General features: G+C 72.6%; 16 protein-coding genes. 7 read left to right on the forward strand and 9 right to left on the reverse strand.

Annotation, left to right across the window (positions count from 1 at the left end):
- Positions 1 to 236: 236 nt before the first annotated feature.
- From E1165_RS21790 to mce, 4 genes are all read right to left on the reverse strand, one after another.
- Positions 237 to 2,372: a hypothetical protein gene (locus tag E1165_RS21790; RefSeq protein WP_132393640.1), complete on the reverse strand. Its 2,136-nt coding sequence runs from the start codon at positions 2,370 to 2,372 to the stop codon at positions 237 to 239.
- 181 nt (positions 2,373 to 2,553) lie between these two features.
- Complete coding sequence (locus E1165_RS21795; protein WP_132393641.1) at positions 2,554 to 3,816, reverse strand: DivIVA domain-containing protein; 1,263 nt, start codon at positions 3,814 to 3,816, stop codon at positions 2,554 to 2,556.
- Positions 3,817 to 4,095: 279 nt separating this feature from the next.
- Positions 4,096 to 5,451, reverse strand: a complete 1,356-nt coding sequence (ccrA, locus tag E1165_RS21800; RefSeq protein WP_132393642.1) for a crotonyl-CoA carboxylase/reductase — start codon at positions 5,449 to 5,451, stop codon at positions 4,096 to 4,098.
- Between the two features lie 339 nt (positions 5,452 to 5,790).
- Positions 5,791 to 6,267, reverse strand: a complete 477-nt coding sequence (gene mce / locus E1165_RS21805) for a methylmalonyl-CoA epimerase (RefSeq protein ID WP_132393643.1) — start codon at positions 6,265 to 6,267, stop codon at positions 5,791 to 5,793.
- A 61-nt stretch (positions 6,268 to 6,328) separates the two neighbouring features.
- Between mce and E1165_RS21810 the strand changes: the two genes are divergently transcribed.
- Positions 6,329 to 7,528: an acetyl-CoA C-acetyltransferase gene (locus E1165_RS21810; protein ID WP_132393644.1), complete on the forward strand. Its 1,200-nt coding sequence runs from the start codon at positions 6,329 to 6,331 to the stop codon at positions 7,526 to 7,528.
- Positions 7,525 to 8,529, forward strand: a complete 1,005-nt coding sequence (meaB, locus tag E1165_RS21815; RefSeq protein ID WP_132393645.1) for a methylmalonyl Co-A mutase-associated GTPase MeaB — start codon at positions 7,525 to 7,527, stop codon at positions 8,527 to 8,529. The genes E1165_RS21810 and meaB overlap by 4 nt, the downstream gene beginning before the upstream one ends.
- A gap of 120 nt (positions 8,530 to 8,649) precedes the next feature.
- On the opposite strand, the gene E1165_RS21820 is transcribed toward meaB, so the two are convergent.
- A complete protein-coding gene (locus E1165_RS21820) occupies positions 8,650 to 9,231 on the reverse strand; it encodes a TetR/AcrR family transcriptional regulator (RefSeq protein WP_132393653.1) in 582 nt (193 codons plus the stop codon).
- Between the two features lie 104 nt (positions 9,232 to 9,335).
- Between E1165_RS21820 and E1165_RS21825 the strand changes: the two genes are divergently transcribed.
- From E1165_RS21825 to E1165_RS21845, 5 genes are all read left to right on the forward strand, one after another.
- On the forward strand, positions 9,336 to 9,752 hold the full coding sequence (locus E1165_RS21825) for a VOC family protein (RefSeq protein ID WP_132393654.1): 417 nt from the start codon (positions 9,336 to 9,338) through the stop codon (positions 9,750 to 9,752).
- 57 nt (positions 9,753 to 9,809) lie between these two features.
- A complete protein-coding gene (locus E1165_RS21830; RefSeq protein ID WP_132393646.1) occupies positions 9,810 to 10,214 on the forward strand; it encodes an Asp23/Gls24 family envelope stress response protein in 405 nt (134 codons plus the stop codon).
- Positions 10,215 to 10,310: 96 nt separating this feature from the next.
- Positions 10,311 to 11,999, forward strand: coding sequence for a methylmalonyl-CoA mutase (locus E1165_RS21835; RefSeq protein WP_132393647.1), 1,689 nt, complete (start codon positions 10,311 to 10,313; stop codon positions 11,997 to 11,999).
- Positions 12,000 to 12,162: 163 nt separating this feature from the next.
- Positions 12,163 to 13,080 carry a tetratricopeptide repeat protein gene (locus E1165_RS21840; RefSeq protein ID WP_132393648.1) on the forward strand — a complete coding sequence of 306 codons (918 nt, stop codon included), beginning with the start codon at positions 12,163 to 12,165 and terminating at the stop codon, positions 13,078 to 13,080.
- 68 nt (positions 13,081 to 13,148) lie between these two features.
- Positions 13,149 to 14,411 carry an arginase family protein gene (locus tag E1165_RS21845; RefSeq protein WP_243704913.1) on the forward strand — a complete coding sequence of 421 codons (1,263 nt, stop codon included), beginning with the start codon at positions 13,149 to 13,151 and terminating at the stop codon, positions 14,409 to 14,411.
- Positions 14,412 to 14,482: 71 nt separating this feature from the next.
- Here E1165_RS21845 and E1165_RS21850 read toward each other — a convergent pair whose 3' ends face one another.
- From E1165_RS21850 to E1165_RS21865, 4 genes are all read right to left on the reverse strand, one after another.
- Positions 14,483 to 15,253: a 2OG-Fe(II) oxygenase gene (locus E1165_RS21850; RefSeq protein ID WP_132393649.1), complete on the reverse strand. Its 771-nt coding sequence runs from the start codon at positions 15,251 to 15,253 to the stop codon at positions 14,483 to 14,485.
- 2 nt (positions 15,254 to 15,255) lie between these two features.
- Positions 15,256 to 16,041, reverse strand: a complete 786-nt coding sequence (locus tag E1165_RS21855; RefSeq protein ID WP_207917000.1) for a PhzF family phenazine biosynthesis protein — start codon at positions 16,039 to 16,041, stop codon at positions 15,256 to 15,258.
- Between the two features lie 54 nt (positions 16,042 to 16,095).
- Positions 16,096 to 16,305 (reverse strand): hypothetical protein, encoded by a 210-nt coding sequence (locus E1165_RS21860; RefSeq protein ID WP_132393651.1) that lies wholly within the window; start codon positions 16,303 to 16,305, stop codon positions 16,096 to 16,098.
- Positions 16,306 to 16,427: 122 nt separating this feature from the next.
- Positions 16,428 to 18,711, reverse strand: a 2,284-nt coding sequence (locus E1165_RS21865) for a tetratricopeptide repeat protein (RefSeq protein ID WP_132393652.1), incomplete at its 5' end; no start/stop codon positions are given.

The following is an 18,711-nucleotide window of genomic DNA, read 5'->3' on the forward strand; positions in this document are numbered from 1 at the left end:
CGGTGGCACCGGTCCGTTCCGGCTCAGTCGCCCGCCGGGGGTGCCGCGTCGGCTCGTCCCGGGCACCGGCACGCGCCGGTCCGTCGTGTTCCACCGGACCTCCCCCGGGTCCCGCTCCGGCCGCCAGGCCGGAGGCTGCCGCTGCGGGCCCGTACCAGCGGGCCCCTGACGGCAGGGTAGTGGTGAGCGGAGCGCACGACCACCCGGGCGTCACCCACCGTGGACGGACCGGTACGTCACTCCGACTCGACGGTGACCTTGCTCGGCTTGGCGCTGCGCTCGTCGGTGGTCGGCTTGGTCGGCCGCTTGCCGTTCTCCCCGGTGCTGGTGATCTTGGTCGGGGTGGGCTCCCGGCCGCCCGTCCCCGGCACCGCCGCGACGGTCGGTTCGCCGTCGACACCGGCGCTGGCGGTGCCGCCGTCCACGGTGGTCACCGGCTCGGCCTTCGGCTTCGCCCCGTTTGCCGGCGGGTCGGCGACCGGCTTCGCCTTCAGTGCCCCGTCGGCTGCCGGCCCGGCGTTCGGCTTCGCCCCGTCGGCGCCCGCATCGGTCGTCGGCTTCGTCTCGTCGGAGACGGTGGCGACCGTCAGCTTCGCGCCGTCCGGGAACGCGCCGGCCCTGGGCTTCGCGTCGTCCGTGCCCGGTCTCGGCGCGGTGCCGGCCGAGGTCGGCGCGCTGCCGTCCAGCGGGGTGGCGGTCAACCTGTGCAGCTTGAGTTCGGTGAGCTGGCGCTGGACCTCGTCGGACTCCTGCCGCGCCTGCCAGGTCTCCTGCCGCAGGTCGGCGAGCTGCTGCTGGGCCTGGGCGATCTCCAGCATCACCTGGGCGAGCTGCTGGCGGCTCGCCGCCGCCTCCTGCTGGGTCGCGGCAAGGTGCTGCTGGGTGGTGGCCAGGTGCTGCTGGGTGGTGGCCGCGTACTCCTCGAACTGCCGACGGGAGGCGGCCACGTGCTCGTCGGCCTTGCGCCGCTTGTCGGCGGCCTCCTGCTCGGCCCGTTGGAGCAGCGCGGTGGCCTCCTCCTCGGCCTGGCGGCGCATGGTGAGCGCGTCGGCCTCGGCCGCCTGGCGCAGCTCGACCCCCGCGCGCTCCATCTCGTCGCGCCGGGCCGTCCACTCCCGTTCCAGCTCGTCGTGCCGGGCCTGATGTTGCCGCTCCTGCTCGGCCAGCTTGGCCTGGTACCGCTTCTCCAGTTCGTCGCGGCGCTTGGCGTACTCCTGTTCGATGGCGGCGCGGCGCTGGGCCAGCTCCCGGTCAGCGGCCTCCCGCCGGGCGTTGACCTCCTTCTCGACCCCGGCCCGCCAGGCCCCCAGTTCCTGCTGCGTCTGGGCCCGGGTCTGCTGGACGTACGCCTCGGTCTCGGTGCGCATGCGGGTCACGTACGCCTCGGTCTCGGCCCGGCTGCGCTTGGCCGCCTCGGCGGCCTCCGTGGTGAGCCGGTGCGCCTCCTGCCGGGCCCGGCCCCGAGTGCCCTTCGCGGCCTCCTCGGCGTCGTCGACGATCTTCTTGGCCTCCTGGAGGGCCTTGGCGTGGCTGGCCCGCCCGGCCTCAGCCGCCGTGTCGGTGAGCCGCTTGGCCTCCTGCTGGGCCTTGGCGTGCACCTCCTTGGCGGCGTCGCGGAGTTGGGTGGCCTCCTGCTGCGCCCTGGCCAGGGCCTCCTGCGCGGCGGTACGCAGCCTGGTGGCCTCCTGCTGGGCCCGGCTGTGGATCTCCTTGGCGGTGTCCCGCAGCTGGGTGGCCTCCTGCTGCGCCCTGGCCAGGGCCTCCTGCGCGGCGGTACGCAGTCGGGTGGACTCCTCCTCGGCGGCCGTACGCAGCCGGGTGGACTCCTCCTCGGCGGCCGTACGGAGCCGGGCGGCGTCCTCCTTGGCGGTCTTGACGGCGGCGTCCGCCTCGGCCCGACGGGTGGCGGTGTGTCGCTCCTCCTCCGCGCGCCGGGCGGCCAGGGCGATCTCGAAGTCCTTGAGCGCCTGGGCGGCCTGTTCGCGGGCCTCGTCGACGATGTGCCTGGCGGCGGCCCGGCGGGCGTCGATCTCCTCGTTGGCGGCGGCCAGGATGGCGTCGGCCTGCTCCTCGGCGAGGGTGAGGATCTGTTCGACGCGGGGGCCGAGGTGTTTGAAGGACGCCCGATCCACCACGGCGGCCTGCTTGCGCAACTGGGCCAGGTCCCGCTGGAGGTGCTCGACCTGGCCGGCCAGCTTGTGGATCTGCGTGTACGCCTGTTCCCGCTCGGCCGTCAGGGTCGCGATCTCGTGCTCCGCCCGAGCGACGTACCGGTCAACCTGTCGTTTCTCGTACCCCCGCAGGGCGGACTCGAAGCTGGGCTCCGTGGTCACGTCCCCGCCGAGAGCGAACAGTTCCTCGCCGTGCGACATGCCCTCATCCTCACACGCATCCGGCCCTGCTGGGGCGATACGGACGCCCCTGTTGGGACCTACTTCACTGCTGTCGCGGCAGGTCGGCGGCGAGGGGCGGGAAAACCACACGGCGCGGGGTGGCACCGGTTACCCGGTGTCACCCCGCGCCGTGTCACTCATGCCCCGACGGTGCGGTGGGTCAGTTGGTGGTCTCCGCGGTCGCCCGCTGCGCGTCGGCCTTGGCCGGCTCCGACTTGGCCGGCGCGGCGGCCTGCTGCTGCGCCGGGACGCCCGGGACGATGCCGGCGAGGCCGGAGAGCATCTGGCCGAGCTGCGAGGTGACGGCGTCCTTCTGGCGGGTGAGGTCCTCGACCTCACGGCGGGCCGCCTGGGTGGTGAGGTCCGCCTCGGTGCGCGCCTCGGTGAGCAGTCGCTTGGCCTCGGCCTTGGCCTCGCTGAGAGTCTTCTCGGCCAGCGCCTTGGCCTTGTCTACGGTCTCGTTGGCGGTGCGCTCGGACTCGACCCGGCGGGCCTCGGCCCGCTGCTCGATCTCCTTGGCCCGTTCCTGGGCGGCGCGGGCGCGCTGCTCGGCCTCACTGACCAGCTTCTGGGTCTGCGCGACCTGGGCGGCGTGCCGCTCCGACTCCTCGCGCTCGGCCTTCTCGCGGCGCTCGGCGAGCTGCAGCTCCAGCGCCTGGAGGTCCTTGTCCCGCTTGTCGCGGGCGTCGGTGAGCAGCTTGGTCGCCTCGGCCCGCTTCTCCTCGGCCTCGCGGGCGGCCTTGGCCCGCTGCTGGGTGATCTCCCGCTCCGCGGTGGCGCGCAGGGTGGCGACCTCACGCTCGACCGTGGACTTCAGCTCGGCCACCTCGTGCGCGGTGACCGTACGGAGCTGCTTGGTCTCCCGCTCGGCGTCGGCACGGAGCGTGTCGGCCTCGCGGCGGGCCTGCACCCGCGCCTCGGCGGCCTCCCGCTCGGCGGCGGTGCGGACGCTGCCGGCCTCCCGCTCGGCGCTGGCCTTCATGGCCGCCGCCTCGGCGCGCGCCTTGTCGGTGATCTCCCGGGCCTCGAGGCGGGCCGCGGAGAGGATGCCCTCCGACTCCCGCTTGGCCTCGGCCCGGTGGTCGTTGGCCTGTTCCTCGGCCAACCGGAGGATCTGCTCGACCCGGGTGCCCAGACCGGACAGCGTGGGTCGGCTGTTCTCCTCGAGTTGCTTGTTGGTCTCGGCGAGCTTCTGCTCGAGCGCGCTCTGCCGCTGCTCGGCCTGGCGGAGGCGGCGCTGGGCGTCGTTCATCCGCTGCTCGGCCTCGGCCCGGGCCTGCTCCGACTGGGTCAGCGCCGCGGTCATCCGGCCGATGAAGTCGTCAACCTGGTGTGTGTTGTATCCGCGCAGGCCGACGGTGAAATCTGGCTGCGAGTTCGCGTTATCGAAGAACGCGAGAGGGGAGGACTGCTGCTGGGGCATTGGGACATACTCGCAGACTCCCCGGGGGCGTTCGCAAGAGCGGTGCCGAGCTTTCGTGTCCTCATTACCGGGTCGTCGCGGGCGCCTGCGCGGACGTGGTCAAATGACGATCTTGGCAGCTCCCGGGGCGGGCCCGGCGTCACGCAAGGTGAGCGGGAAAGGGCCGTGGCGCGCGAGCCCACGGCCCTTTGTCCACTGTCACTCGAATGGGTGTCGGACGGCGATGGAAAGGCAATGGCCTTCTCGCCGCAATGGGTGGCCCGGTGTCACCCGGACGGGTCAGTGGCCGCGGAACCGGTTGATCGCGCTCTCGTGCCGGGCCCGGGTCTCCGGGTCCCGAACGCCGAGCCCGTCGCCGGGGGCGAGGCAGCGCACGCCGACCTTGCCCTGGTGCGCGTTGCGGTGCACCTCGTAGGCCGCCTGCCCGGTCTGCTCCAGCGGGTAGCTCCTGGACACCGTGGGGTGGATCTTCCCGAGCGCGACGAGGCGGTTGGCCTCCCACGCCTCGCGGTAGTTGGCGAAGTGGCTGCCGACGATCCGCTTGAGGTGCATCCACAGGTAGCGGTTGTCGTACTGGTGCAGGTAGCCGCTGGTGGAGGCGCAGGTGACGATGGTGCCGCCCTTCTTGGCCACGAAGACGCTCGCGCCGAAGGTCTCCCGCCCGGGGTGCTCGAAGACGATGTCCGGGTCCTCGCCGCCGGTCAGCTCCCTGATCCGTTCGCCGAACCGCCGCCACTCGTCCTGGTCCTGGGTGTGCTCGTCGGACCAGAACCGGTAGCCCTCGGCGGACCGGTCGATGACCAGCTCCGCGCCCATGGACCGGCACAGCTCGGCCTTCTCGGGGGAGGAGACGACGCAGACCGGGATCGCGCCGCCGTTGAGGGCCATCTGGGTGGCGTAGCTGCCCAGCCCGCCGGAGGCACCCCAGATCAGCACCACGTCGCCCTGCTTCATGTTCGCCCCGTGGTGGCTGACCAGCTGCCGGTACGCGGTGGAGTTGACCAGGCCGGGGCTGGCCGCCTCCTCCCAGCTGAGGTGACGCGGCTTGGGCATCAGCTGGTTGGCCTTGACCACGCACAGCTCGGCCAGGCCGCCGAAGTTGGTCTCGAAGCCCCAGATCCGCTGTTGCGGGTCGAGCATGGTGTCGTCGTGACCAGCCGCGTCCTCCAGCTCCACGGAGAGGCAGTGCGCGACGACCTCGTCGCCGGCCCTCCACTTCGTCACGCCGGGCCCGGTGCGCAGCACCACGCCGGCGGCGTCGGAGCCGACCACGTGGTACGGCAGGTCGTGCCGGCGGGTCAGCTCGGAGAGCCGGCCGTAGCGCTGGAGGAACCTGAAGGTCGGCAGCGGCTCGAAGATGCTGGTCCAGACCGTGTTGTAGTTGATCGCGCTGGCCATCACCGCGACCAACGCCTCGCCCGGGCCGAGTTCCGGGGTGGGCACCTCCTGCAGGTGCAGCGCCTTGCGCGGGTCCTTGTCCCGGGTGGCCATCCCGTCGAACATCCGGGTTTCGTCGGCGCGGACCACCACGCCCCGGTAGCTGTCGGGAACGGGCAGGTCGGCGAGGCCGGCGAGTTCCCGCTCCGGTTGGGTAGAGCCCTCCGCCGCCATGATCGCTTCGAGGATGTCCTGCACGGTGACCTCCCGTTCGTCCGCATCCCACGCCAGGCGCGGGCTGTTGCCATCGTCGGCGCCGGGGCGACGGCCGCCAGGTCGGCGATCGACACGTCCGACACGGTCGCGCTCCGGTGCCGCCGGACGTTACTGAACGGTAGCTAGGGTCGGAAGGTCTCTGTGAAAAACTGCATCGGCCGCTGAGTGAAGGTGTCCGTGGAAGCCCGGAACCGCACACCGCCGTACTTCGTACCGAGGTGGCTTCGCCGACGGCGCTGGTCGTGGTGTCCGGCGACGCGGACACCACGACCAGCGGCGAACGAGCGGTCACCCCGTGGCGCGGCCGTGGCGGGACGGCGGTCAGTGGCCCCCGGTGGCCGGCTCGACCAACTCGACCAGGACGCCGCCGGCGTCCTTCGGGTGTACGAAGTTGATCCGGGAGCCGGCTGTGCCCCGCTTCGGGGTGTCGTAGAGCAGCCGTACCCCGCGCTCGCGCAGCGCCGCGCAGGCCGCGTCGATGTCCGCCACCGTGTACGCCACCTGCTGCACGCCGGGCCCGTTGCGATCCAGGAACCTCGCGATGGTGGACTCCGGGGTCAGTGGGGCGAGCAGTTGCACGCAGCCGCCCTCGGCGGTCGGCCCGACGGCCAGCATCGCCTCGTGGACGCCCTGCTCGGTGTTGGTCTCGGTGTGCACGCAGCGCATGCCGAAGGTCCGCTGGTAGAAGTCGATCGCGGCGTCGAGGTCGGCGACGGCGATCCCGACGTGGTCGATGCGGCGCAGGCCGATGTCTGTGACATAGTCGGCAGCGGGCTCGACGGGGGAGTTCTCAGCCATGGCGCTAGTCTGACCGAACAATCGTTAAGGCGTACAGGTCGGCACCCCTCGGAGGCAGGCAGTGGCTTCGGTGATCGTCAGCGGCGCGCGGACCCCGATGGGTCGCCTGCTCGGCAACCTCAAGGACCTCCCCGCGACGAGGCTCGGCGGCATCGCGATCAAGGCGGCGCTGGAACGGTCCGGCGTCGCCCCGGACCAGGTGCAGTACGTGATCATGGGCCAGGTGCTCCAGGCCGGCGCCGGGCAGATCCCCGCCCGGCAGGCGGCGGTCGAGGCCGGCATCCCGATGTCCACCCCGGCGTTGACCATCAACAAGGTCTGCCTCTCCGGCCTCGACGCGATCGCCCTGGCCGACCAGCTGATCCGGGCCGGCGAGTTCGACGTCGTGGTGGCCGGTGGCATGGAGTCGATGACCAACGCCCCGCACCTGCTGCTCGGGCAGCGCTCCGGCTACAAGTACGGCGACGTCACCCTCTCCGACCACATGGCCCTCGACGGACTCACCGACGCCTGGGACTGCTGCTCGATGGGCGAGTCCACCGAGCGGCACGGCGCGAAGCACGGCATCACCCGCGAGGAGCAGGACACCTTCGCCGCCGCCAGCCACCAGCGGGCCGCCGCCGCCCAGAAGAACGGCCACTTCGCCGAAGAGATCACCCCGGTGCTCATCCCGCAGCGCAAGGGTGAGCCGCTGGTGATCAGCGAGGACGAGGGCATCCGGCCGGACACCACCGTCGAGTCGCTGGGCCGGCTCCGCCCGGCGTTCACCCCCGACGGCACCATCACCGCCGGCAGTTCCTCGCCGATCTCCGACGGCGCCGCCGCCGTCGTCGTGATGAGCAAGGCCAAGGCCCTGGAACTGGGCCTGACCTGGCTGGCCGAGATCGGCGCGCACGGCAACGTGGCCGGCCCGGACAACTCCCTGCACTCGCAGCCGTCGAACGCCATCCTGCACGCCCTGAGAAAGGGCGGGCTGAGCACCGAGGACATCGACCTCGTCGAGATCAACGAGGCGTTCGCCGCGGTCGGCATCCAGTCCACCCGCGACCTGGGCATCAGCCCGGACAAGGTCAACGTCAACGGCGGCGCGATCGCCCTGGGCCACCCGATCGGCATGTCGGGCGCACGGCTGGTGCTCACCCTGGCGCTGGAGCTGCGGCGGCGGGGCGGCGGCACCGGCGCGGCGGCGCTCTGCGGCGGCGGCGGCCAGGGCGACGCGCTGATCATCCACGTCCCGAACGGCGCCGAGACCGGCCAGTGAGCGGACCGGCCGAGAACATCCCGACGGCGGCCGGACCGGTACGCCGCAGCCGCGACGTGCCCCTGCTGGTGGAGCGGGCCCGCGCGGGCGACCCCCGCGCGGTGGCCCGCCTGATCACCCTGGTCGAGTCCGGCGACGAGGTGTTGCCGCAGGTCGCGGCGGCGCTCGCGCCGTACGCCGGTCAGGCCCAGGTGGTGGGGCTGACCGGCTCTCCCGGGGTGGGTAAGTCGACCACCACCAACGAGTTGGTCCGGGAGCTGCGGTCGCGCGGGCGTCGGGTCGGCGTGCTGGCCATCGACCCGTCGAGCCCGTTCACCGGCGGGGCGATCCTCGGCGACCGGGTCCGGATGCAGGACCACGCGACCGACCCGGGGGTCTACATCCGCTCGATGTCCAGCCGGGGCCACCTCGGCGGGCTGTCCGCGGCCACCCCCCAGGCGGTGCGGGTGCTGGAGGGCGCGGGCTGCGACGTGGTGCTGGTGGAGACCGTCGGCGTGGGGCAGGCCGAGGTGGAGGTCGCCTCCCTCGCCGACACCACGCTGGTGCTGCTGGCCCCCGGCATGGGCGACGCGATCCAGGCGGTGAAGGCCGGGATCCTGGAGATCGCCGACGTCTTCGTGGTCAACAAGGCCGACCGGGACGGCGCCGACGCCACGGTTCGCGACATCCAGGGCATGATCGCCCTCGGCGAGCGCGGGCCGGGCCAGTGGCGGCCACAGGTGGTGCGGTCGATCGCCGCGCGGGGTGAGGGCATCGACGACATCGCCGCCGCGATCGACAAGCACCGCGACTGGCTGGAGCGCCACGGCGAGCTGCGCCGCCGCCGCGAGGCGCGGGCCGCCGCCGAGATCGAGGCGATCGCGCTCGGCGTGCTCCGCGACCGGATCGGCTCGCTGCGTGACGGCACCCAGCTGCCGACGCTCGCCGCCAAGGTGGCCGACGGCGCCGTCGACCCGTACGCGGCGGCGGCCGAACTGCTGTCCCAGCTCGGTGCCGGATGAGTTCGCCGCGATGAGCGCGCGTCGGTGTGGATGCCGGCGGGTTGCGAGGGCCGGCGGTGTGGGGATGCCCCGGCGAGTGGGGCATGCTGCGGATCGCGCCTGACGTCCTCTCTCCGGTCGTCAGCGGGCACGGAGTCCTTCGAGCAGGCGGGTGAGCGCGGCGCAGGTCTGCTCCAGCGCCTGCGGACTGGTTGTGGTGGCGAGCCACAGCGCGGCCTCGTTCATCGCGCCGGAGAGCAGGTGCGCCAGCGGCGTGACCGGCTGCGCCGCGATCGTCCCGTCCGTGATCAGGTCGGCGAGCGCCTCGGCGAGGTGGTGTGCCGACGCCGCCTCGTCAAGGGCCCGCCACTCGGCCCAGCCCAGCACGGCTGGTCCGTCGACCAGCATGATCCGCTGAACCTGCGGGGCGGTGCTCGCGGTGAGGAAGGCCCGGCAGCCAGCGGTCAGCCGCGCCCACGCGTCGTGCTGTGCCTCGGCGGCCGTGACGACCTGCTCGGCCACCTCCTGTTGCACCAGTTCCAGGACCGCCCGGAAGACGTCGGCCTTGCTGGCGAAGTGGTGGTACAGCGCGCCTTTCGTCACCCCGGCGGCGGCGACGATCTGCGCGAGGCCGACCGCGCCGTACCCGTGGGTCGCGAACAACCGCCGGCTCTCGCGCACCAGCGCGTGCCGAGTCTGCTCCCGCTGCTCCGCCCTACGCATGCGCACCTACCCTCTCGTCCGCGACAACGCCGCACCGCCGTTGACATACCGATGGTACGCCAATAGCGTGACTGGCATACCGTTGGTACGCGAGTGGGGTGATCATGCTGTTGACCAGTTTCTACCCGGTGATCTGCACGACCCGGCTGAGGGAGTCGCACGCGTTCTACGTCGACTGGTTCGGTTTCGAGACCACCTTCGAGGCGGACTGGTATGTGAGCCTGTGCCGCCCGGGCCCGGTGCCGTACGAACTCGGGCTCCTGGACCACACCCACCCGACGATCCCCGACGGGTACCGGAAGCCGGTCGACGGGCTGCTGCTCAACTTCGAGGTGTCCGATGTGGATGCGCAGTGGCGTCGGCTCGTCGTCGAGGGCGGACTGCGGGCCGAACTGGACCTGCGAAGTGAGGACTTCGGGCAGCGCCACTTCATCGTGGCGGACCCCAACGGAGTGTTGATCGACGTCATCACGCCGACCGAACCGACGGGGGAGTACGTCGAGCGGTACATCGACCGCTAGTACGCTCGCACCGCCTCACGCGCGTGGGGCGTGGGGCGTGCGTTGGTGGGAGAGAGCATGAGCGACGAGGCGACGCAGGAGCTGTCGGTGACGCCGGACGCGGTGGCGGGCGGGACGACGCACGTCTCCGACGAGGTGGTGGAGAAGATCGCGGTGGCCGCCGCGCGTTCGGTGCCGGGGGTGGCCGAGCTCGGTGGCGACGTGGCCCGGTTCTTCAACGCCGTGCTCGACCGGGTCGGTCTGGACCAGGTCGGTGACGCCCGCCGGGGTTGCTCGGCGCACGTCACCAACGGTGCGGCGGTGGTGAACCTGGTGCTGGTGATCTCCGCGGGCCACCCGGTGCCGCAGGTGACCGACGCGGTGCGGGCGGCGGTGACGGCGGCCGTCGAGGCGTACGGGCTGCGGGCCGACGAAATCAACATCCGGGTGGACGACGTGGCGATGGAGACGCCCACCGCCTGAGCGGGTTACCGTCCGGTATCAACTTCCTTAGCGATCGTTCAGGGCGGCGTTCTACACTCGGATCCTCAGTCGAGGACTCGAGGAGGAGCTCCGCGGATGGACGCCGACGAGATCGCCGCCGGACGGGCCCGCTGGCAGGCCCGCTACGACGCCGCGCGCAAGCGGGACGCGGACTTCACCACCCTGTCCGGGATGACGGTGGACCCGGTGTACGGCCCCCCGGAGGGAGTGGCGTACCCGGGCTTCGAGCGGATCGGCTGGCCGGGCGAGTACCCGTACACCCGGGGCCTGCACCCCACCGGCTACCGGGGGCGGACATGGACGATCCGGCAGTTCGCCGGCTTCGGCAACGCCCGGCAGACCAACGAGCGCTACAAGATGATCCTCGGCGCCGGCGGGGGCGGTCTCTCCGTCGCCTTCGACATGCCCACCCTGATGGGCCGCGACTCCGACGACCCGCAGTCGCTCGGCGAGGTCGGGCACTGCGGCGTCGCGGTGGACAGCGCCGCCGACATGGAGGTGCTCTTCGACGGCATCGACCTGGGCGGCGTCACCACCTCGATGACCATCTCCGGCCCCGCCGTGCCGGTTTTCTGCATGTACCTGGTCGCCGCCGAGCGGCAGGGCGTCGACGTGTCCACGCTGGACGGGACGCTGCAGACCGACATCTTCAAGGAGTACATCGCGCAGAAGGAGTGGCTGTTCGACCCCGAGCCGCACCTGCGCCTGATCGGCGACCTGATGGAGTACTGCGCCGGCCAGATCCCCCGGTACAAGCCGCTGTCCGTCTCCGGCTACCACATCCGGGAGGCCGGCGCGACCGCCGCGCAGGAGTTGGCCTACACCCTGGCCGACGGTTTCGGGTACGTCGAGCTGGGGCTGTCGCGCGGGCTGGACGTGAACGTCTTCGCCCCGGGCCTGAGCTTCTTCTTCGACTCCCACCTGGACTTCTTCGAGGAGATCGCCAAGTTCCGCGCCGCCCGCCGGATCTGGGCCCGCTGGCTGCGCGACGTCTACGGCGCGACCAGCGAGAAGGCGCTCTGGCTGCGGTTCCACACCCAGACCGCCGGGGTGTCGTTGACCGCCCAGCAACCGGTCAACAACGTGGTGCGCACCGCCGTCGAGGCGCTCGCCGCGGTGCTGGGCGGCACGAACTCGCTGCACACCAACGCCCTGGACGAGACCCTCGCCCTGCCCACCGACGAGTCGGCCGAGATCGCCCTGCGTACCCAGCAGGTGCTGATGGAGGAGATCGGGGTGACCAACGTGGCCGACCCGCTCGGCGGATCCTGGTACGTCGAGGCGCTCACCGACAAGATCGAGGCCGAGGCGGAGGAGATCTTCGCCCGCATCCGCCAGCTCGGCGGCGAGGGACCGCACCGGATCGGCCCGATGACCTCCGGCATCCTGCGCGGCATCGAGGACGGCTGGTTCACCGGCCACATCGCCGAGTCGGCCTTCGTCTACCAGCAGGCGCTGGAGAAGGGTGACAAGAGGATCGTCGGGGTCAACTGCCACACCCGTACCGTCGCCAAGAACCTGGAGATCCTGCGTATCTCGCACGAGGTGGAACTGGAGCAGCGCCGGGTGCTGGCCGGGCGCAAGGCCGCCCGCGACGACGCGGCGGTCACCGCGGCCGTCGCCCGGATGGTCGAGGTCAGCCGTACCGGCGGAAACATGATCCCGGCGATGCTCGACGCGGTGCGCGCCGAGGCCACCCTCGGCGAGATCTGCGACGCCCTGCGCGCCGAGTGGGGCGTCTACCGCGAACCGGCCCGCTTCTGACCCACACACACCGAATGCCGCGGTTCACGGCACCCGGAGTGGATCAAGCAGGAGCCGGGGGGTTGGGAAGGCGGGACGGGGCGGGTGAGCAGCGGTGAGAGTGGCAACTGTCGCCGTCGCGGCTGATCCGGGTTCGGCGGCGTCCGTGCGAGACTAGGTAACCATGAGCGACCCACGGATGACCTCGTCGATCTTCACCCGCGGCGCGGTCGACCTCAGCGCACTGCGCAGCACCCCGCCGGCCACCTCCCGCCCCGCCACACCGGCCCAGGCCGGTCCGCCAACCGGTCTGCCGGGCGCCGCGGGCGCCGCCGTGACCGTCATCGACGTGACAGAGGCGACCTTCCAGTCGGAGGTCCTGGAGCGCTCGCTCAACACACCGGTGGTCGTCGACTTCTGGGCCGAGTGGTGCGAGCCCTGCAAGCAGCTCTCCCCGGTGCTGGAGCGGCTGGCCGCCGAGGGCGGCGGCGCCTGGGTGCTGGCCAAGGTCGACGTGGACGCCAACCCGCGCATCGCCCAGATGTTCCGGGTGCAGGGCATCCCCATGGTGTACGCGGTCGTCGGCGGCCAGCCCATCGACGCCTTCTCCGGCGTCGTGCCGGAGGCCCAGCTCCGCCAGTGGATCCAGGCGATCCTCAAGGCCGGTGGCGTCGCCGTCGCCGAGCCGGAGGACCCCCGGCTCGACGAGGCGGACGACGCGCTGATGAGCGGCGACCTGGACGCGGCCGAGCGGGCGTACCGCAAGATCCTGGCCGAGTCGCCGGCGGACGCCGCGGCCGAGGCCGGCCTGGCCCAGGTCGGCCTGGCCCGCCGGGTCGCCGGCGCCGACCCGCAGGCCGCGCTCGCCGCCGCCGCGCAGGCCCCCGACGACGTCGACGCCCAACTCCTCGCCGCCGACATCGAGGTACTGGGCGGCCTGGCCGAGCAGGCGTACGCCCGGCTGGTCGGCCTGGTCCGGCGGACCGCCGGTGACGACCGGGAGAGGGTACGCCAGCACCTGGTCTCGCTGTTCACCGTCGCCGGCCCGGACGACCCGGCCGTGGCCTCGGCCCGACGGGCCCTGGCCAGCGCACTGTTCTGAGTTCGTAGCACGCCAGCGCGGGCCGGCGTACCGGCCGGCCCGCCCGACCATCGAGGACGGGAGCCCATATGCGCCGGATCGCCGTCCTCGACGCGCCGACGAACCTCGGGCTGCGGCCACCCACGTCCACCTCGGTTCCCGGCTGCGCCAAAGCCCCCGGCGCGCTACGCGACCACGACCTGCTCGCCCGGCTGCGGGCCCGCGACGCCGGCTGCCTCACCGCACCCCGGTACGACCCCGGCGACTGGCGCCCCGGCGACGGGGTCTGCCACGCCCGGGAGATCGCCACGTACTCGGTGGCGCTCGCCGACCGGATCGGGGCGATCATCGACCGGGGTGAGTTCCCGCTGGTGTTGGGGGGCGACTGCTCGGTGCTGCTCGGCTCGGCGCTGGCCATGCACCGGCTCGGTGAGGCGGTCGGCGGGCGGATCGGGCTGGTCTTCGTCGACGGCCACTCCGACTTCCGGCACCCCGGCAACGCCTCCTACGTGGGCGCGGCGGCGGGCGAGGATCTCGCCCTGGTGACCGGGCGCGGGCAGGCCGACCTGGCTGCCATCGAGGGCCGCCGGCCGTACTTCCGCGACATCGACGTGGTGGTGCTCGGTATCCGGGCCCAGGACGAGTACCGCCTCGACCTCCAGGCCGCCGGGATCACCACCCGGCCGGTGCCGGCGTTGCGCGCCGCGGGCGCCGCCCGGACCGCCCAGTGGGCGCACGAACAACTGGAGGACTGCGCCGGGTACTGGGTGCACATCGACGTGGACGTGCTCGACCCGGCGGTCATGCCGGCGGTCGACGCGCCCGACCCGGGCGGGATCGCCTTCGCCGAGTTGGAGATCCTCCTCGCCGGGCTGGTGGACACCCCGCACTGCCTCGGTGTCGAGCTGACCGTCTTCGACCCCGACTACGACCCGGACGGCGCGTACGCCGCCGAGATCGTCAACACCGTCGTGGCGGGGCTGGCCCCGGTCTGCGCACCGGAGTCGGTACCGCCACGGCTGCTGGCGCCGTCCCCTCCGCCGCAGCGGGTACGGGGCGCCGACCGCCCGGGACAACGGGGCACCACCGACCCGACCCGACCGACCGGCGCGGACGCGCCGGTCGGCATCCGGCCACTCGCCGACCCCGACGACGTCGGGGCGGCCCCGGCCGGCGGCGTGGCGATGGACGGGCCCGGTGCCACGCCGTCTTCGTTCCGGCCGGTGGCACCGACCTCGGCCGTCGAACCCGTCGGGCCGCCCGTGTCCGCCGGCCCGGGTCTGCTCCGCCGGCTGTCCGCGCCGGACGAGGACGTCCCGTTGGCGGACGGCCCACCGCCGGCGATCGCCTGAGCCGCCCCGACGGGCCTTCCCGCCGCCCGGTCGTCCGCCGGCCGCTGCTCGACACCAGGGCCGACGGCCGGTCAGGCGAACAACACGAGCGACTCGCCCGGGTCACGGACGCCGACGAAGCACGCCGCGGTGACCCGGGCGCCCCGGTCCACCCGGCGTACGCCGTGCACCCGGGCCGCGTCGAACATGAGCAGGTCGCCCTGGCCCGGCTCGCAGGACCAGTGCGGCTCGCCCAGGGCGTCCCGGTCGAGACCGTAGTCGGCCCGGCGCCGGTTGTCGTACTCGCGTTCGTCCGTCCACAGCCCCCAGAAGTCGACGTGCCCGCCGCTGCCCGGCGGAGGCACCTCGAGGTAGACGTTCGTGCCGATCCGGCGCCGCAGCCGGTGCTCGGCGAGCAGCGGGATCGCCCGCTGGTCGATGTGCGGGTTGGCGTGACCGCCCGTGGGCCAGCGCCGGATGATCCCCGGCAGCATCGCCCGGCCCTCGTGGTGGGCCACCGTCGCGCCCTGCGGCCACAGTTCGTCGAGGCGCAGGCGCAACTCGTCGAGGGGGGAGAGCCGGCCCGCGAAGATCCGGTGCCGGATCAGGTCGCGGGTGTCGGCGGCGGTGTCCAGATACCGTCGGGCGCCCGCCGGTGACTCGGCGGCCTCCCCGATGGACGTGCCGATGCTCTGGAAGTCGCCGGTGAGGGTGTAGCGGGACCGCTCGCACTCCCGCACGACCCGGGGGAGCACGGCCTCGCACCGCTGGGCGGCGTGGAACCGGCGTACCCAGATCGCGTCGAGGTCGCCTTCGGCCAGCCGAGCGAGCGTGGCGCCGGTCAACTCGTCGGCGTACTTCACCGTCACACCGCGATCTCGCCGTGCCAGACGGTGACCGCGCGACCGCTCAACCCGATCCGGTCGCCGCGCCGGGACAGTCGCAGCATGCCACCACGGGGAGAGAGCTGCTCGGCGAGGAGTTCGTCCCGACCGAGACGGGCGAACCACCAACTGCCGATGGTGCAGTGCGCCGAGCCGGTGACCGGATCCTCCGGCACCCCGACGGCGGGGTAGAAGCAGCGACTCACGACCCGGTCCGCCGCGTCGTCGAAGGCGGTGGTGATCACACCGCGTACCGGGATCTCGGCGAGGGCGTCCAGGTCCGGGCGCACGGACCGGACGTCCTGCGGCCCGGCCACCTCGACCAGCAGGTCGGAGACGCCACGGGTCACCGCGACGACGGTGACGCCGTCGCCGAGCGCGCGGGCCAGACCGGGTGGCGGCTCGGTCGACGCCGGTGGATCGGCCGGGAAGTCCATCTCGATCCACCCCTGCGGGGAGACCGAGCAGGCGAGCTCACCGCTGCGGGTACGGAAGCGGCTGTCGCCGCCGAGCACGTGGGCCGTGGCGAGGGTGGCGTGGCCGCACAGGTCGACCTCGACGGTGGGGGTGAACCACCGCAGGCGCCACCAGCCGTCCTCGCCGGGCGACACGAACGCCGTCTCGGAATGCCGCATCTCGCTCGCCACCGCCTGCATCCAATTCTCGTCGCGTTCCTCGTCGAGGAGCACGACCCCGGCGGGATTGCCGCGGAACGGTTCGTCGGTGAAGGCGTCGACGACGAAGAGCCTACCGCCGCTGCTGGTCATGGGAACTCCCGTCATGGACGGCGAAGGCGGGACCGTTTCGCGTTCCGGAAAGTGTCACCGCGGCTGGTTGGCGAGGGTGGGTGTACGGCCGCTGAAGTACAGCCGTGGATCGACCTCCAGGGCGACCTCGTACGCCTTGGACATGTCCCGCGCGATCTGCTGAAGGGCCTCCGGAGCAGGGCCGGAACCCTTGGCCGGTGACGGATCCGAAGAACCCTGCGCGACGTTCACCGGCTGCGGCGCGTGCTGGTCGTCAGTGGACATCCGAACCCCCTGGTCGGCGCGGTGGCACGTGTCCAGATTGGTCCGACGCGGTGACGACGGACAACCTCCATTCGGAGGATTCCAGGACCACGGGGCCGGACTGACATTCATCCGACACCCATTCATGAGTGCGTCGGCGCGTTCCGTGGTTGCCCGGACGGCTCTTTCCTGCCCGATTCACGCGTCGGTACGGCCTGGCCTCCGGGCGGTGCCTCCGGCTGTGGCGGCGCCACGTACGGCGTCAGCCGCTCCAGCGTCCCGCGGATGCCCACGATGTCGGGGTTCTGGTCGCCCAGCACCGGCCGGAAGTCGTCGAGCAACCGGGTCAGTTCGGCCCGCGCCTCGGGGGCGTGGTTCTGCGCGATCAGAACCTCGGCGAGCTGCCATCGGAGCAGGAACACCTCACGGCGTTCCGCCTCCCGCTCGCCCACCTCGGCGAGCCCGGCGCGGACCTGCTCCTCGGTCTCGGCAAGGCGGGACTGCCGGGCCAGGCAGCGGGCCAGGGTGAGGCGTACCAGAAGGGTCTCCGGCTCGACCGGCGCCCAGTGGCGCAGCCGGATGGCGAGGATCTCCCGCAGCATCTCCTCGGCCTGCCCAGCGCGGCCCTGCAACAGCACCGCGCGGGCCAGGGTGTGGCGGATGACCATGGTGTCCGAGTGTTCGGGACCGCGTACCGTGCGCTCGGCGGCGACCAGGGCGGTCAGTTCCGTCTCCGCCTCGGCCCACCGGTTCTGCTGCATGATCGCGCGGGCGAGCTTGTGACGGCTGGCGAGCGTGTCGGCGTGCATCTCGCCGAGGACCTCGGCACGACCGGCGATCACCTCCCGCAGCAGGGCCTCCGCCTCGACCGGCCGCTGTTGTTCGAGCACCGCCCGCGCCAGTTCGTGCCGCAGCGCCAGGATCTCCCGATCGCCCGGGTTGACGTCGTACGCCGGGCAGTTGTCGAGGAGGGGCCGCAGCATCTCCTCGGCGGAGAGCGCCAGCCCGGTGGCGAGCAGGTAGCGGGCGGTCAGCCGGACCAGTTCCAGGGCGGCCAGCACGGTCACCCGTTCGTAGCGGATGTCCGTGCCCCGCAGGTAGTCCTTCGCCAGCCGCATGGTGTGCGGGGCCAGCAGGTACCAGGCGTCCCAGTCCGCCGCCGTGTCCGGGGCGCGGTCCCGGACCGCCGCGGTGAGCAGTTGGGTGACCAGGGCGTAGTACTCCGTGGCCTGGCGGCGCAACTCCGGGTCCTCGCGCATCATCGCGTGCACCAGCGGGTGCAGGACGAGCACGTGGCGGAAGTCCTCGTCCCGGACGGCCGCGAGATCCTCCGGTCTCACCGTGGTCACCAGGGAGAGGTCGGCCAGCCCTTCCAGCACCGTCAACTGCTGCTGCCCGGTGAACTCGGAGAAGAGCGTGGACCGCTTGAGGATCTCCTGGTCGAGCACCCGGTAGTAGGGCACGTGGGTCGGGCTGAGGCAGGCGAGCACCCGCAGCAGGTTGCCGGCCTGGGTCAGCCCGCGACGGGCGAGCAGATCCAGGGAGATCTCGAAGACGCTCGCCGTGACACCGAGGGTGGGGTCGTCCGGTTTCGGGGCCCCGGGCGGCTGCCCCAGGCGCTGTTGCAGGTTGCGCCGGTAGCTCTCGAAGTCCCGCAGCACCTGCTTGCCCTGGTAGATCTGGGTGGTGTGGACGGACTTGAGGTAGTCGCCGACCGCGCGTAGCGCGAGCGGCAGCCCACCGAGCGCGGCGGAGAGTGCCCGGGCCTGCTCCTCGGTGCCGGCCCCGCTGCCGGCCCGGGAGAGCAACACCAACGCCCCGTCCTCCTCCCGCAGCGGCGGCACCAGGTGCCGCCGCGCCCACGACGGCCAGGTGGTCCGGTAGCCGTCGCGGCTGGTGACGAGAACCAGGTTCGCGGGGTTCTTCGGCTCCCGCAGCCACCCCCGGCCGCCGGTGATGTCCCCGTCGACAGGATCGATCAGGCCGGGCTCGTTCGCGTTGTCGATCACCAGTACCCAGGGCTGTGTGGCCCGGTCGAGGAAGCGCCAGACCAGGTCGGTGGCGGCGGCGTCACCGGCCCAGGCCCGCTCCACCGCGCTGCTCGGCGCGCCCAACCGGGTCGCCACCTCCCGCATTCCCGAACTGAGCCGCAGCGCCGAGACCCACCAGACCTGCCGGCCGGCGAGTTGGACCCGACGGGCGATCTCCGCCGCGAGGTGGCTCTTGCCGGAACCGGGCAGCCCGTGCAGGACGTGCACCGAGGAGGGGGGTTCCGATCCCGCCGGCCGGCCGGACAGGATCTCCTCGATGAGGTCGTCGCGGCCGTAGAGGGGGGAGTCGAGCCGCCCCAGGGGCGGCTCCACCGAGACGCGTCCGGCCCGGTCCGGCTGGTCGGGCTCCGGGCCGTCCGGTGGAGGGTCGGGGGCG

Origin of the sequence: Micromonospora sp. KC723, assembly GCF_004348595.1 — a bacterium.
Lineage (GTDB): Bacteria > Actinomycetota > Actinomycetes > Mycobacteriales > Micromonosporaceae > Micromonospora.